Genomic DNA, 13,196 nt, shown 5'->3' on the forward strand with positions numbered 1-13,196 from the left:
TTGATTCGTCTCCATTAATACGAATACCTCTTTTATTCGACAATTGAAAAGCGACGGTCCATGTAGAAATACTTCTCCTTTTGAATTTTCGCATTGCAAGCAAATAAAAAAGTACCTCGTGAGAGATGCTTGAATAAAAATCAATGACAAAATGGAATATTTATTTTATCGACTTACGTGTATAGAAAATATATCTATTTCTACTAATTGGGCGTTCCATATGTGAATTTTAAAGGAGTAAAAATGCGACATCAGCAACATTTGTTTATTTGAACCGCCACATCATGCCGCTTAATGTGAAACGTAAGAGTTCTTATGAAATCGTGTAACTGGAGGACTATGCTGGGGGACGTTTGGGGAAACTTTAAATAACGCGGGCAGGCGTACGACTCATAACAAATAACAGCCACCTTCTCAACTGAGTTGGTGGCTGTTCCTTCTATTACAATTAACCCTTCACACTGCGCCCCGATGATATCCGACACCGGAATCCTCTCGATGTTATCAAGTATGACAACCATGGTCCGTAAATCGATTCCTTCTATAATCCTCCGTTTTGATTCCCGCCATAGCACCATGTGTGGCACAAAATCCTAAAGTGCAAGCTGTATCAATACTAACTCCTGTATAGGTATTTCACTCCAATTAACAATGTGATGTTAACGGGAACATAAAGTTACCCTTCAGCAATGACTTTTTCGTTAAGACGAATAAAGCATCATCATCATTTGGCATAATGGTTGCTGTCATGCCTTCGATTGTAAAATCAGGTGTGAAATAAAATACCACTTTTTTCGTTGTTTCCTTTACAATGCTTGCTAATACAGCCTCTATATTTGGCACTTTTAACGAAATGATATCGAAAATATGCAGTGTGTCTTCCTCTTCCTCCATTAGCACAATCGTTTCTAAATTCTCCACATAGAAAATGGCTTCACGGAATGCTAATGTGAAATAAAACATTAATAAACTTTCATTATTCTCAACATCTAAAATCGTTGAGTTTACATGGCGATTTTCCGCAAATTTTTCAAGTAATGCAAGGTCAATTTCAATAGTAAGCCGCTTTACTTTCGCATCCTTATTCATTTGAATTGAACTTTTTGCTAGGTCTAAGCTAAATTCACTTTCATTTAGACGTGTAAATCCAAACTTCGGGTAAAAATCTAATACAGTATCATTCGCAAAAAGATACATGAAATCACAAGTATTTTCGTATTCTTTCATAATATGCTGCATTAATTGCTTAGCCAAACCTTGATTGCGATAATTTTCATCTGTCATTACTGTACCAATCTGAATCCCTTCACACATTTTACCATTAATAACTATTGACATTTTATTAATTGAAGCATTTGCGATAACCTTACCTTCATCGACAAATGAATATGGTATATATTTTTCATCCCAGTACCCTTTTTTGTACCAGCCTCGAAAATCTAATTCGAATGTTTTCATAGCTAAGGTATTAAAATTCTCCTTCAAGCTTTCATTATTACGATAATCACTTACTAATTCATATTTCCCCATTTAAATTCCCTCCGATTTTTGTTTCATTCACCTTGGTGCATTACATGTGTATATGGGAATTATCACCTCCTAAAAACAGAAAAAAAGACTTTATGAGAATAAACTCATAAAGTCTTCTTATACGCAAAAAATAAAATTAACCGGCCTAAATCAAGTGTTTGCCTTTAGTCGGATTAAATATATCTGCTTATATGAATTAGACATTATATTGCTTCTCTTAGTTATCGCAAAAGGACATCACAAATAAATCTATAAATAAATTATAGAATAGCCCTCCTATTAAATTCATTGGAATTTAAATTGCGATAATAAGTTTTAGCATAAAAGTCTAATCTCCCATCTGTTTTTAAGAATGAATCTATAGTAACACATTGTTAGATTTCTGTCTTATTTTTGTTTCATGATTTTTTAGTATCAATGCTCTATAAAGAACGACTTATACTGAAGTAGTTTTATTTATATAAATTATTCGTTTCTCACCTTCTTCTCTTCGACATAAAAACACCCCTTTGGCTAAACGCTACCAAATAGGTAAAACAGTATAACTTTTTTTGGCAATTTGTATATCTTTATTTGTTGAACTCTGCAGACTTAATTAATTTATCACGCACACTCGTTCTCTCCTTTTGATTCAACATACCGAATGAACGTTCGTGTCGCAATAGAACATTCTGGATGTATTGTAATATTATTTATTCACTTTCAACTGCCAAGAACAAGTCTTTCCTACCTATCTTCTTAATTATTTATGAGAGCTACCATTCCTTCTACTGTAACGCCTTGCTTAATGCATTGTGTTTTCCGGGTATTTTGTGTGTAATGGAATTTGCGTTAATTAAAGTAAATATATTAATTTGGAGATAATTATTTATGAAGAAGATGCAGAGGGTTCTTGCTTTATTATGTCTATTCGCTTTATTCACTACTACTATCTCAGTTCCTTTGGCCGGTGCAGAAGAAAGAGATTTACCAATTTCTAGCGATTTTAATCAACTTGAAGGGGTTTTCCCTAACAGCATTGATGAGTCTGAGCAGAAATTACTTGAAATAATTAAAGAGTTAGAACTATCCCAAGGAGAGGTTCTTGGAGAAGAACCTCTAGAAGAAGACTTAAATACACTATCTCTTCGTGGAAGCACAGTGGCAGGGGAATATCAGCTCGCAGGTATCGGAACGGTTACCGTGCTTGTATCAGGTGCTATTATTATTAATAATGTAATATGGGAAGCCGGATCAGCGATGGCGAAGAAAGTAATGGATCTAATTTTCCCCGCTAAAGCCGAACCTGTATACAAGACAGATGCAGAGGCAAAAACAGCCGCAGACAAACTAGATTATACTAAAGTAAGTGAACGATGTAGTAAAGTTGCGATTTTCAGCAAGGATAAAAAGACCAAAAAGGGACCTGATTATATTTCTTGTGATATAGATGGTCATATTGGTGGAGCTTGGAAGGGCGGCTCTTCACCCAAAAAAATCTGTAATGAAACTACTAGGAGTGGTACATATGATAAGGACCTCAACCGTATTGGCAAATAAATCCATTAAGGCAAAGTCTGGAGTTACATTAACCGAGCCGTGGGGTTCTTCAATGTATTTTGATTCACCGATGGAAAACCGTGTTAGATTTTCAACGGATTATTTTAGAGAAATTCGAGTAAAAGGGATTCAAATGTTTATCGATTACCTTACAACGAATGAACCAACTGTCGATTTATTCATTTCTCTAGAATATAATACAAGAAATAAATATATCACTAATAACTTATCAAAGCGCTTACGGTTAACAAATTGGAAGGAATACAAATTCACTAGTGAAGAATTTGATCTTCATGAGGGGTTTGGCAAAATTGCTTTAATAAAAGATGTTTCAGTAAATGAAACGATATTATATACAACAGACGCACTTCTCTACAAAAATAATCGCGCCACCAAAGCTTTGTTTATTATTGTCACAAGTAAGTATCTGATCCATATCGGAGGGAGTGGAGACGTAATCAATATACTTTCTAAAGACCCTAAGAATATTGAAAATTTAAAAATGAAGTATAAAGGTATTTTCGATACTTTTTACGATGAACCTTTAGACTAATTTCAGAAGTTAGAGTGAAAAAACTTTATAAAACTACCACTTAGAACCGAACAAAAAAAGCGACCATCCACACAATCTGTGGATGGTCGCTTTTACTTTGTACTTATTTAACCTTTTCACAGACAACTGGGCAAATAAAAAAGACCGTCAATTGACGATCTCCTGTTGTTGAACTAAACCAGCACCCGTTAGTTTAAGTACAACCTCTCACAACCTGGAGAGAAACTGCCAAAATGGCAGCTATGCCCCGTTCTTAAACTCTTGCGTCTGAGGGTTGAATATAAGTGTGCTTATATGTAATTTTACATTCTATTTTTCATCAGCTCCGCCATTTGCTCCGAATTTGAATTCCCTTCATTTTGTAATTTACTAATGATGTTAATATAATCCGATTCATTTCGGTTCTGACTTAATTTATATGCAGCCTGAATTTCTCCCACCTTAATCTTAAATCCAACTATCCCTTTCAGTTCCTTTTCTAAAAGATGAGTAGAAAGTTTATCCCATAAAACAGGGTTTTCACGATTTCCTTCATATTTTTCCAGCATTTTTGTTAAATCTTCTATTAACTCATCATTCTCTAAAATGATTGCTTTACCATATACATGGACAGCTTGATAGTTCCACGTCGGGACATTTTCCTGATTATACCAAGAGGAAGAGATATAAGCGTGTGGTCCTTGGAACATAATCAATACATCTTTACAGGTTTCGAATGTTCTCCATTGAGGGTTCCCATAAGCCATATGTCCAGTAATATAGTAATCATCCCCTTTTTTATTTAAGCCTAAAGGCAAATGAGTGGCAATTGGTTTACCTTTTTTCGTTGTGACAATCGTACCAAAAGAGTTTTTTTGAACAAAATCCAATATTCCATCAACATTTTCAACTTTAAAATATTTTGGAATATACAAAGTGATCCACCTTTCAAAATGGTTATATGAGTGTTTTGGTCATTATAAAGTCCAATTGTTCATCCTCACCCATATAAAAAGAGTGGGCTCCAGTTTGAACAAACCCCTTTTTCTTATAAAAGGCAATCGCATTTTCATTTTTTTCCCATACGCCTAGCCAAATTTTATTTTTCTTACATTCCATCGCAATTTCCATCGCTTTATTTAGGAGGCACTTACCAAGTCCCTGTTTTTGAAACTTGTTCCTAATATAAATCCTCTCAATTTCAAGTAATTCATCGCCCATTTCTTCAGACTGAGCATTATCAGTGTTAACCTTCAAATATCCAGCGACTTCATTATTAAAATAAACAAAATAGAATTGCGAAGAAGGATTGGATAATTCTTTTGTTAATTGCATTAAGTTAAATGCCCTTTCCAAATAGACATTCATATTTTCGGCTGAATTATGATGCTTAAATGTCTCATTATACGTTTCATGACTAATTTCTCGAAGTTCACGTGAATCTTCAAGGGTACACTTTTTTATATTTATAACCATTTGAATATATCACTCCTTTATATAATCAATAATTTCTCTTGTTTCCTTTTTTTACAAATACCCAGTCTTTTTCTACATTTTTTCTTATTCTTTGAAGAAGATTGAAAGTGGTTTCTGCTTCTTTCTCGGAAAATCCTTCTAATGCCATGATATTGGAATAATCATTTTCTCTTTTTATGAAAGGATAAACATTTTCCCCCTTCTCTGTTGGAATCAGTTGTTTATTTTTTTTGTTATGTGCATCTTCCCTCTTTTCAATAAAGCCATTCATTTCAAGTTTTTTTATAGCACGAGCTGCTGTAGTTCTATCTACTTTTATCATCTCAGCTAACTTTTCTTGAATGATTCCTGGATTTTCACATATTCGTACAAGGTACAAATACTGCCCTTTTGTAAGGTCATATTCTTTAAATTCTATATTACTAATAGAGTCTAATGCCCTTGCTATCATTCCAATTTCACGAAGAATTCCCTTCATAACTTTACTCCTTAGAACATATTTTTATTGCTTTTGGGATAAAAATAACATACATTAAGTTTACCTTATTATTGTTGCATTTGCAACAAAAAATAATAAAGGGGTCGAGTGAAGTGAAATATGTTTTTTATGTATTATGTATTTTAATATTAACTCTAGGTATTTCTTTCACTATACAATCAGACCTTGGAACTTCACCTTTTGATGCACTATTGGTAGGGCTGTCTGTAAATGTGGGGCTTACTGTGGGAAGTTGGGAAGTAATAACAGCTTTAATATTGATATGTTTTAATTCTTTTTTAAAAAGAAAAAGGCCAGAATTTTTGGGGTTGTTAACGGCATTTATAACGGGTATTGGTATTGATATGTGGCTTTTTTTATTACACAATTTGATAACGCCTGAACTATGGTACAGCAAAATTGTTTGCTTTGAAATAGGCTTAGTTGTGATTGGAATAGGAACTGCAACATATTTACACACAAATTTCGCACCGATTCCAGTTGATCGATTAACATTAATCATACAAGAATTAACCAGCACAACTATATTTTTTTCGAGAACATTCATTTACCTCTTATTCTTGATAATGGCACTGATTTTTAATGGACCAATTGGCGTTGGTACTTTATTAACTGTTTGTTTAGGGGGGGCAAATACTTAATTACTTTATGAGATTTACTAGAAAAGTATTAGACCACATATTAACACAATCCAATACATCACTAAATTATGATAAAGATTAAACCATTCACTATAGAATGGTTTTTATTTTTCTTGTTGAACTAAACTGCTCCGTTAATTCAATAAGAACAGAGCATTGTTTTTTATTCGTCCATATTCATATGAATACCTCTTATTCGACAAACAATAAAGGCATCCGCTTAATTAAATGAGTAGTCACCCTTTGCTCTCAATAATCAATTTTATCTTTCCACGTTTACTTTTGTAGGGATAAGTGAATTATGTATGTAAACCAAGAATAGATGACTGTGTCTTGGCAAATAAAAAAAGCGGCCTACCACAATTAAGTCTGTGGAGGTTCCGCTTTTTCTTTAGTCTTAATTAACCTTTCCTCAGATAACTGGACAATCAAAAAAGACCGCCAATAGACGATCTCCTTTGTTTCAAAAATTGTTTTCGTTTGTTCAAAAACAACAGGTTAGAGAAATAGATATAAATTGCCTCACTGGTTGGTTAACAACTTTCCACTTAATTCATAATCAAACCACATTCTAGAATAACATTTCACTCAAATTATTAGTACTACTGAACAAGAATTAATTATAGGTGATATTGTAATTTGTATTTTAAGTATATTTAGATAGTACCCATCTTCTAGTAACTTCAGAAAATTTTTTAGTTGCTGGTGAGGGCGGTTTTCTTACTGCTAATCCAATCGTTCGATAGCTATCTATTTCAAGTGGAATAGCCTTTATAGAATCGATAGATTTCGGGATAATCATTTCTGGCATAATACTAATCCCCAGATTATTCTCTACCATCCAAAATACCGAATTCTCATTCATATTTTCGAATCTAATATTAGGAGTTACTTTGTTCTCCTCAAAGATTTTTTGTATATCATGATAGCATTGATAAATTGGCATAATAAAAGGGACACTTTCGATTTGTTGAATAGATATTTTTCTTTCCTTACTTAATGGAGATTGGTCTGATACAACACATAAGAGGCGGTCTCTCTTCAATTGCGCGATTTCAAACGACTCTAAATATGTTTCATTATTAATAAACCCACAATCTAATTTCCCACTTTGTAACCATTGCTTAATCTCTGTATAGTTGCCTTCCAATAGTTCTATTTCTATATTAGGATAATAATCTTCCATTTCTTTAACAATACTTGGAATCCAATTTGTTGAGATACTAGTAAAAACTCCCACCCTTACTGTTCCTTTGTTTAGACCATTGATGGCGTCCACTTCTTGTCTCAACATGTTGTTGTAATATAGAATTTTTCGAATAACAATTAATAGACCTTCCGCATTTTTTGTCAACGTAATTGTTGAGTGATTACGAATAAATAAAGGGAGAGAAAACTCTTTTTCCAAACTGGTTATAGCATGGCTAACAGCAGATTGAGTAACTCCCAAAGCTTCTGCAGTTTTGGTAAAACTATTTAGCTCTGCTACCTTGTTAAAAATTTCATACTTAACTAAGCTCATTAACGCTACCTCCTCATGAATTTTATTCATGAGGTTCATTATAATTTTTCGCTTTATTAATTACAACCCTCTACTTATACTAAGTTCATGCTTTATTTTACAAATTGTTTTGATAGATAATTTAGTGGTGAGAGGATGAGATATGATGCAAAGAGTATTAATAACAGGTGCGGCAGGTAGGATTGGTCAAGATGTCGTAAACATTTTAGGTAGACAGAGAAACTACCAGTTAAGATTAGCAGATATTAACTTATCTGCTTTAGAGGTTTTCAAAGATGCGAGTCATGAGATAATTTATTTAAATGTATCTGATTCAGCAGCTTGTCAAGAGGCTATCAAAGGGATGGATTTAGTTATACACTTAGCTGGTGATCCTTCACCAGAAGCTGATTTTTATGACTCATTATTAGAAAATAATATAAAGGGGACATATAATATTTTTAGGGCCTCTAAAGATAATAACGTATCCAAAGTGATAGTTGCTTCTAGCGCCCAAACAATCGAAAGCTATCCACTGGATTACCAAGTGAATACTAATTCACCTATTAGACCTAAAAATATGTACGGAGTCAGTAAGTGTTTTGTAGAGGCGGTTGCTTCATATTTTGCTTATGCAGAAGATTTGCAAAGCATTGCTATCCGCATTGGAGCGTATGATGATTATAACCCAAATGGAAAACCTCTCTCAGCCCGAGATATGAGTGCTTACCTAAGCCCTGAAGATTTTATTGACCTTCTTTTGAAGTCAATGACTGCAAAGAACTTACCACCCTTTTCGATTTTACACGGCATTTCGGACAATAGGTTTAAACGGCTTGATATTGAAGAAACGAAAAAATTAGTTGGGTACAACCCAAGTGCGGATGCATTTGAACTAAGCGGGGTTAAGTTATTTGATAAATAGAATGTCCAAATAAGGAAAAGGTTAAATTTTGATTGTCCTTCAAAAAGGTCATACCCCGCGAAAACATCTTGAAAAACCACGACATATTGTGTCAAAAATCCATTTAAACCTTTTTGGGTTTGAATCAAATTTTAGTGAATTCTTGGTATTGACTCTAGAAAAGAAAAAATATAGCGGCTCTTCCACAATCTAATCTGTAGAGGAGCCGCTTTTTACTTTGTTCTTACTTATTTACCGCAACAGTATATTTAACCGCTAACCCCAATACATCCGCGTCTGTTAGCGTGCCATTCGCTAACTTGTCAGCCCACGATGCATGAGCCCCGCCTCCACAGCTGCAGCTACGATGATTTGACGATGCGCTTTACTCGCTAGAGATGTTTCTGTTTCAAATTTTAATGCCGGGCTTGAAAATTTCAATTCCTCATCCTCCTCTTTTGGTGGTGTAGGCGTGGGTGTCGCCGTTATTTTTAGTTTCAACTTGAAGTACTGAAGTACACAGCTAGACCATCCGCGATAGCCTCACCTTGCGCTTTCAGTTTCGCATCACTTCTTAATGCGCCGATGTCTGTTGTCGAGTCCATGAAGCCACCTTCCGTTAAGATAGCGGGCATGCTTGATTCTCTCAACATGTGAAGGTTGTCGGTTTTTACTCCTCTATTACGTAGGCCCATTGCTTGTACAATGCGTGGCTGAATAATTGCCGCGATTTCTTTCGATGCTTTACTTACGGTAGTCTCTTGAACAAGTGGTTCAACACCTCCGTGACTGCCCCACTTACCATCAAAAGCATTGTGATGAATAAGATGCTCCCCAAGCATTTGCCTTATTGGTACGCGTCGCAAGGGATACATCTGTGTTTCCAGTCGGGCCATCCAGTCTGAGGATCTGAACGTCCTGGTATTTATTCAGTCAGACTGAACATGCCAATAACACTTTGTTATTAAATGACCATTCACGTTCACCATCAGGTGTTAGTTTGCCCGCAGTATTGATACCATGTCCGGAGTCTAGTGCGATTTTGACCAAGTTACCATCCTCCTTGTCGTATTTAGTTAGCTCATATCGCTCAATCAATTTATTAAGCTTTTCAGGGTAGTTAACATCTGTTGCATAACCGGCGTCTTTAACTGCAGCTGTTGCCTTCATATAATCTGTTTGATTTAAAACTGCTGCGTATCGGTTGTGAGACTCCCATCCAGTTCCGTTAACGTATTTACCGCATAAATCAATAACACATCCATCTAGGGCTGGATACTTCCTGAATTCTGCGGTTACACGATATGGCGTCTCGTCGGTTCGTTTTTCGTAAACGGGACCAGTCCAGTCACTGCCTTTTTTTATTCCAAAATGGTTGTTTGCGTTCTTGGCCAATTCAGATGGCCCGAATGCTGATTCCAAAATGCCCTAGGCGATAATTAAAGAAGGAAGGACTCCATGAGCCCTCCCGTGTTTTATTTCATATGGTGTGAGGGTGTCAATGAATGACATTAGCCCTCATCCTTTGTGTAGCCTTCATTTTTATTCCCCAACTCAAATAGTCCAGTTGCTGATAATCCCGCTAGTCCTCCTACCCACAATCGCAAGACTAAATCCAAATCCGTAAACAGAGATGCTGCAAATCCTATAAAAATGCCCACCACGAATGCGATGAGCGGAACGAAATTCTATTTTATTGGTGCAGTTATTTTAATCAGTTGGAGTGCCGCCAAAATGATTGGTGCTAGAATTGTTGCGAAAATTAATACGTCTGTAATTATTTTTCCTCCTTTTAATTAAAAAACTGTGTAGCAGCATAAATGATGACACCAATAGTTCCGGATGCTACCGATAAATTAAGTGCCATTTTTCAAAACTGTGACAACTTAATTTTATTTGTGTCGAGATGATGGTCGATTAGTCTATTGAGTAATGCTTTTTGTTCGGCTCCCTCTGTTTCCACTGCGGTTTTCACGCTATCCATTTTGTGAGATAGCCCGGAAACTGTTGTCTCAAGAATAGTTATACGTTGTTCTTGATTTTGTAAAATAGGCATGCCTTCCGATATCCATTCAATCACTCCTTAATTTTGGATAAAGAAATAGAACGCCCGATATGGACGTTCTTGTTAATCGCTTAATGCATACAGTTACTTGTTTTTTATATGTGACCGCAAAACTAAAAAGCAACCAGTCCATACGCTCTTTCGGGTGATCGACCGGATATTTCAGAAACTTTTCGTCATAAAAACTTGTGATACTGGAGTATTTTCAAAACCACTTGCCAGTAAAGATGAAACTACACAACCATTTCCTTTTAAGAAGTTATAAGTTGTACGATTGACAGATTGGTCATATTCTAATGCGTAAGCAAGGAGTTTGTTTAGAGCATCTTCATTCCCATTTTCCTTCACCTGAAATAAAGTAATGCTTTCCGTTTTATTGCCAAAAACACGTTTTTTCCGAATAAGACAAGCTGCCTGCACCTCTCCATTCTTTGATATCATCACAGCTTCTCCACCTAGTTTTGACGTGTTACTAGCATCCGTTTGCCAAGGGACGATAGTTGAAAATAAATCTGATCCAATAGATTGGGTAGCCGGAATTCTTATTATTTCATAATCGTCTAGATCCGGTAACTTACTATCTAAAATTTCATTTGCACGTAAAAAGAGTAAATCGTCCTCTACTTTGTAACCACACTTTTCATATAAAGATATAGCAGCCTTATTTTCAGAAAGCGCCTCTAAAGTTGCTATAGAAACATTAAGTTCCTTTATGATTTTTTCCGCTTCCTCCATCAAGGAATAACCCAATTTCCTCCCCCTGTATTCTCGATTAATACCTGTTCCACCATTCCAAGAAATCTTTTGACCATTCACTTCTCTAATTCCTTGGAGCACAAAGCCGATTGGATCTGTTCCATCATATGCAACGATGGATAATGCCGCAGATAATCCATCATTACCAAAACGACTTACGAATGTATCAAAAGTTAAATTCATCGGCACTAAATAACCTTCAAATCCACGATTAAATAGGATATGCGCTTCTTTAAAACTTAATGAAGACATCAATTTATACGAAATGTTCATGGCTTACCCTCACTTTTTTAATAAAATACGAAACACCTTATGATAAATATTTTCTTAATATTCCCCTTGATAATCTGTCTAGCCTACAAATTTATTCAGATCTAAAGCCTTGTTTAGCTCCTTCAACTAACACTTTAGCTATCCCGCTGCCAAAACCTATTTAACCATAAAAAAGCTTTAACAATAAAGCTACTTCTAAAATGAAGTTAAGCAATCTTCATTGACTGGAGATATCCCTAGGAGCACTGCATTTACTTCTTCTCGTTTATTATAATAGCGCATAAGGATCTGACTATTCCCATAGCCAATCTAGCCTTCAGGCATCGGTGCGCTTCCTTCTAACAACTTTACTTCTTTCATAAATACTCTAACGTTTTCAGCAATTTCTTTGAATTTGGTATGGTGCAAATAATGTGAACCATCCATGGTTACTACTTTTCCATTTAACGAGTCTTTGATCTGCCCTTCATGCAGGGGTATCCATCCTGCTACACCTTCATTATTCGCTTGTACAAAGAGAAGAAGTGGAAGAACTTTAGGGAAGGCTAAACCTTGAGCCCCTTTAAAATTAGACGAAATATTGTCCATCTCATTCAAGGTAGTCTCATTATACATGTTTTTATTCGAAATCATTTTCATTTGCTCTACGGTTTTTTCATCAAATGCCAGTCCAGCATAGGGATCAGCGCTTATTTTCATGGCCAATCTTAAGAGACCTGATTTTTTGAGGAATGCAAACGTTTTTAATGGGAATTTAATATCCATTCCCGGTTGTGTTGCAACACTGCTATCTATTCCGACAAATGCAGTCACCTCGTTTGGATATTTGTTCACATAATCAATTCCATAGATGCCTGTAATGGAGTGGCCCATGAGTATGTATCTATTAATATTAAGCTGCTGTAGAGCTTCATGAACTTCACTTACCATATTCTCCGTGGTTCGCTCTTTTTCAGTTTCATCACTTAATCCATAACCGAAAGGCTCTACCGCAACAACTTTGTAAAATAGAGATAATTCATCGATAAGAAGCTTAAAATCAAGCCCTGGTGTAGCTGTTCCATAACCAGGCAGGAGAACAATCGTTTCTTCGCCCTCGCCTTGAATTAACACATTCATATTTTTCTCGTCTACAGATACCTGCTGACCGTAGGGCACTATTCGTTTTTTCTCCGAATGACTACTCATCCCATTAGCGATATAAACAATACCTAGAAAAAGAACAATGGCTATAACGATTGCTCCTACTATTTTAAGCAAAATGTTTCGTACTTTCTTTATTTTCGTTCCATTCCGCATTTTCTTTTCCTCTTGTTGTGTCACTGTCATTCTCTCCTGTCCTGATCTGTTTGTTTGGCTTTCTTCATGTGCTGCTAATGAAATCTTAACTAATGAATATGTACTCCCCATGACGACAATATGAACTGAATATGAACAAGCAAAAAAACTACGGCTCACATACAAGATTGCTTGCATGTGA

At 35.5% G+C, this 13,196-nt stretch carries 14 protein-coding genes and 2 pseudogenes; 4 read left to right on the forward strand and 12 right to left on the reverse strand.

Annotation, left to right across the window (positions count from 1 at the left end):
- Positions 1 to 645 precede the first annotated feature (645 nt).
- On the reverse strand, positions 646 to 1,530 hold the full coding sequence (locus tag ACP8HG_RS06755; RefSeq protein WP_067209646.1) for a GNAT family N-acetyltransferase: 885 nt from the start codon (positions 1,528 to 1,530) through the stop codon (positions 646 to 648).
- A gap of 870 nt (positions 1,531 to 2,400) precedes the next feature.
- Here ACP8HG_RS06755 and ACP8HG_RS06760 point away from each other — a divergent pair.
- Positions 2,401 to 3,069, forward strand: a complete 669-nt coding sequence (locus tag ACP8HG_RS06760; RefSeq protein WP_438298403.1) for a toxin C-terminal domain-containing protein — start codon at positions 2,401 to 2,403, stop codon at positions 3,067 to 3,069.
- Positions 3,038 to 3,622 carry a hypothetical protein gene (locus ACP8HG_RS06765; RefSeq protein ID WP_354313143.1) on the forward strand — a complete coding sequence of 195 codons (585 nt, stop codon included), beginning with the start codon at positions 3,038 to 3,040 and terminating at the stop codon, positions 3,620 to 3,622. Before ACP8HG_RS06760 ends, ACP8HG_RS06765 begins: the two co-directional genes overlap by 32 nt.
- Positions 3,623 to 3,924: 302 nt before the next feature.
- Here ACP8HG_RS06765 and ACP8HG_RS06770 read toward each other — a convergent pair whose 3' ends face one another.
- The 3 genes from ACP8HG_RS06770 to ACP8HG_RS06780 are packed head-to-tail and all read right to left on the reverse strand — an operon-like array spanning position 3,925 to position 5,555.
- A complete protein-coding gene (locus tag ACP8HG_RS06770; protein ID WP_354313144.1) occupies positions 3,925 to 4,536 on the reverse strand; it encodes an FMN-binding negative transcriptional regulator in 612 nt (203 codons plus the stop codon).
- 22 nt (positions 4,537 to 4,558) lie between these two features.
- Entirely contained in the window at positions 4,559 to 5,077 is a 519-nt protein-coding gene (locus ACP8HG_RS06775; RefSeq protein WP_338656550.1) for a GNAT family N-acetyltransferase, read from the reverse strand.
- Positions 5,078 to 5,102: 25 nt separating this feature from the next.
- On the reverse strand, positions 5,103 to 5,555 hold the full coding sequence (locus ACP8HG_RS06780) for a MarR family winged helix-turn-helix transcriptional regulator (RefSeq protein ID WP_067209658.1): 453 nt from the start codon (positions 5,553 to 5,555) through the stop codon (positions 5,103 to 5,105).
- Positions 5,556 to 5,668: 113 nt separating this feature from the next.
- On the opposite strand from ACP8HG_RS06780, the pseudogene ACP8HG_RS06785 reads away from it, so the two are divergent.
- Positions 5,669 to 6,299, forward strand: a pseudogene (locus ACP8HG_RS06785) (YczE/YyaS/YitT family protein).
- A 564-nt stretch (positions 6,300 to 6,863) separates the two neighbouring features.
- Here ACP8HG_RS06785 and ACP8HG_RS06790 read toward each other — a convergent pair.
- On the reverse strand, positions 6,864 to 7,739 hold the full coding sequence (locus tag ACP8HG_RS06790; RefSeq protein ID WP_438298404.1) for a LysR family transcriptional regulator: 876 nt from the start codon (positions 7,737 to 7,739) through the stop codon (positions 6,864 to 6,866).
- A 145-nt stretch (positions 7,740 to 7,884) separates the two neighbouring features.
- On the opposite strand from ACP8HG_RS06790, the gene ACP8HG_RS06795 reads away from it, so the two are divergent.
- Positions 7,885 to 8,643 carry an NAD-dependent epimerase/dehydratase family protein gene (locus tag ACP8HG_RS06795; protein WP_438298632.1) on the forward strand — a complete coding sequence of 253 codons (759 nt, stop codon included), beginning with the start codon at positions 7,885 to 7,887 and terminating at the stop codon, positions 8,641 to 8,643.
- A 294-nt stretch (positions 8,644 to 8,937) separates the two neighbouring features.
- On the opposite strand, the gene ACP8HG_RS06800 is transcribed toward ACP8HG_RS06795, so the two are convergent.
- The 7 genes and pseudogenes from ACP8HG_RS06800 to ACP8HG_RS06830 form a co-directional block, all read right to left on the reverse strand.
- Positions 8,938 to 9,063 (reverse strand): hypothetical protein, encoded by a 126-nt coding sequence (locus ACP8HG_RS06800; RefSeq protein WP_257722477.1) that lies wholly within the window; start codon positions 9,061 to 9,063, stop codon positions 8,938 to 8,940.
- A 56-nt stretch (positions 9,064 to 9,119) separates the two neighbouring features.
- On the reverse strand, positions 9,120 to 9,518 hold the full coding sequence (locus ACP8HG_RS06805) for an N-acetylmuramoyl-L-alanine amidase (RefSeq protein WP_438298405.1): 399 nt from the start codon (positions 9,516 to 9,518) through the stop codon (positions 9,120 to 9,122).
- 37 nt (positions 9,519 to 9,555) lie between these two features.
- Positions 9,556 to 10,044, reverse strand: a complete 489-nt coding sequence (locus tag ACP8HG_RS06810) for a glycoside hydrolase family 73 protein (RefSeq protein WP_438298407.1) — start codon at positions 10,042 to 10,044, stop codon at positions 9,556 to 9,558.
- Positions 10,045 to 10,133: 89 nt separating this feature from the next.
- Positions 10,134 to 10,400 (reverse strand): annotated as a pseudogene (locus ACP8HG_RS06815) (holin).
- A gap of 92 nt (positions 10,401 to 10,492) precedes the next feature.
- Positions 10,493 to 10,702, reverse strand: coding sequence for a hypothetical protein (locus tag ACP8HG_RS06820; protein ID WP_438298408.1), 210 nt, complete (start codon positions 10,700 to 10,702; stop codon positions 10,493 to 10,495).
- 147 nt (positions 10,703 to 10,849) lie between these two features.
- Positions 10,850 to 11,695: a GNAT family N-acetyltransferase gene (locus ACP8HG_RS06825; protein ID WP_338656542.1), complete on the reverse strand. Its 846-nt coding sequence runs from the start codon at positions 11,693 to 11,695 to the stop codon at positions 10,850 to 10,852.
- Positions 11,696 to 12,025: 330 nt separating this feature from the next.
- Positions 12,026 to 13,039, reverse strand: coding sequence for an alpha/beta hydrolase (locus ACP8HG_RS06830; protein WP_067209675.1), 1,014 nt, complete (start codon positions 13,037 to 13,039; stop codon positions 12,026 to 12,028).
- Positions 13,040 to 13,196: the final 157 nt, after the last annotated feature.

The sequence above is a fragment of the Sporosarcina sp. FA15 genome, from assembly GCF_051550195.1.
Lineage (GTDB): Bacteria > Bacillota > Bacilli > Bacillales_A > Planococcaceae > Sporosarcina > Sporosarcina psychrophila.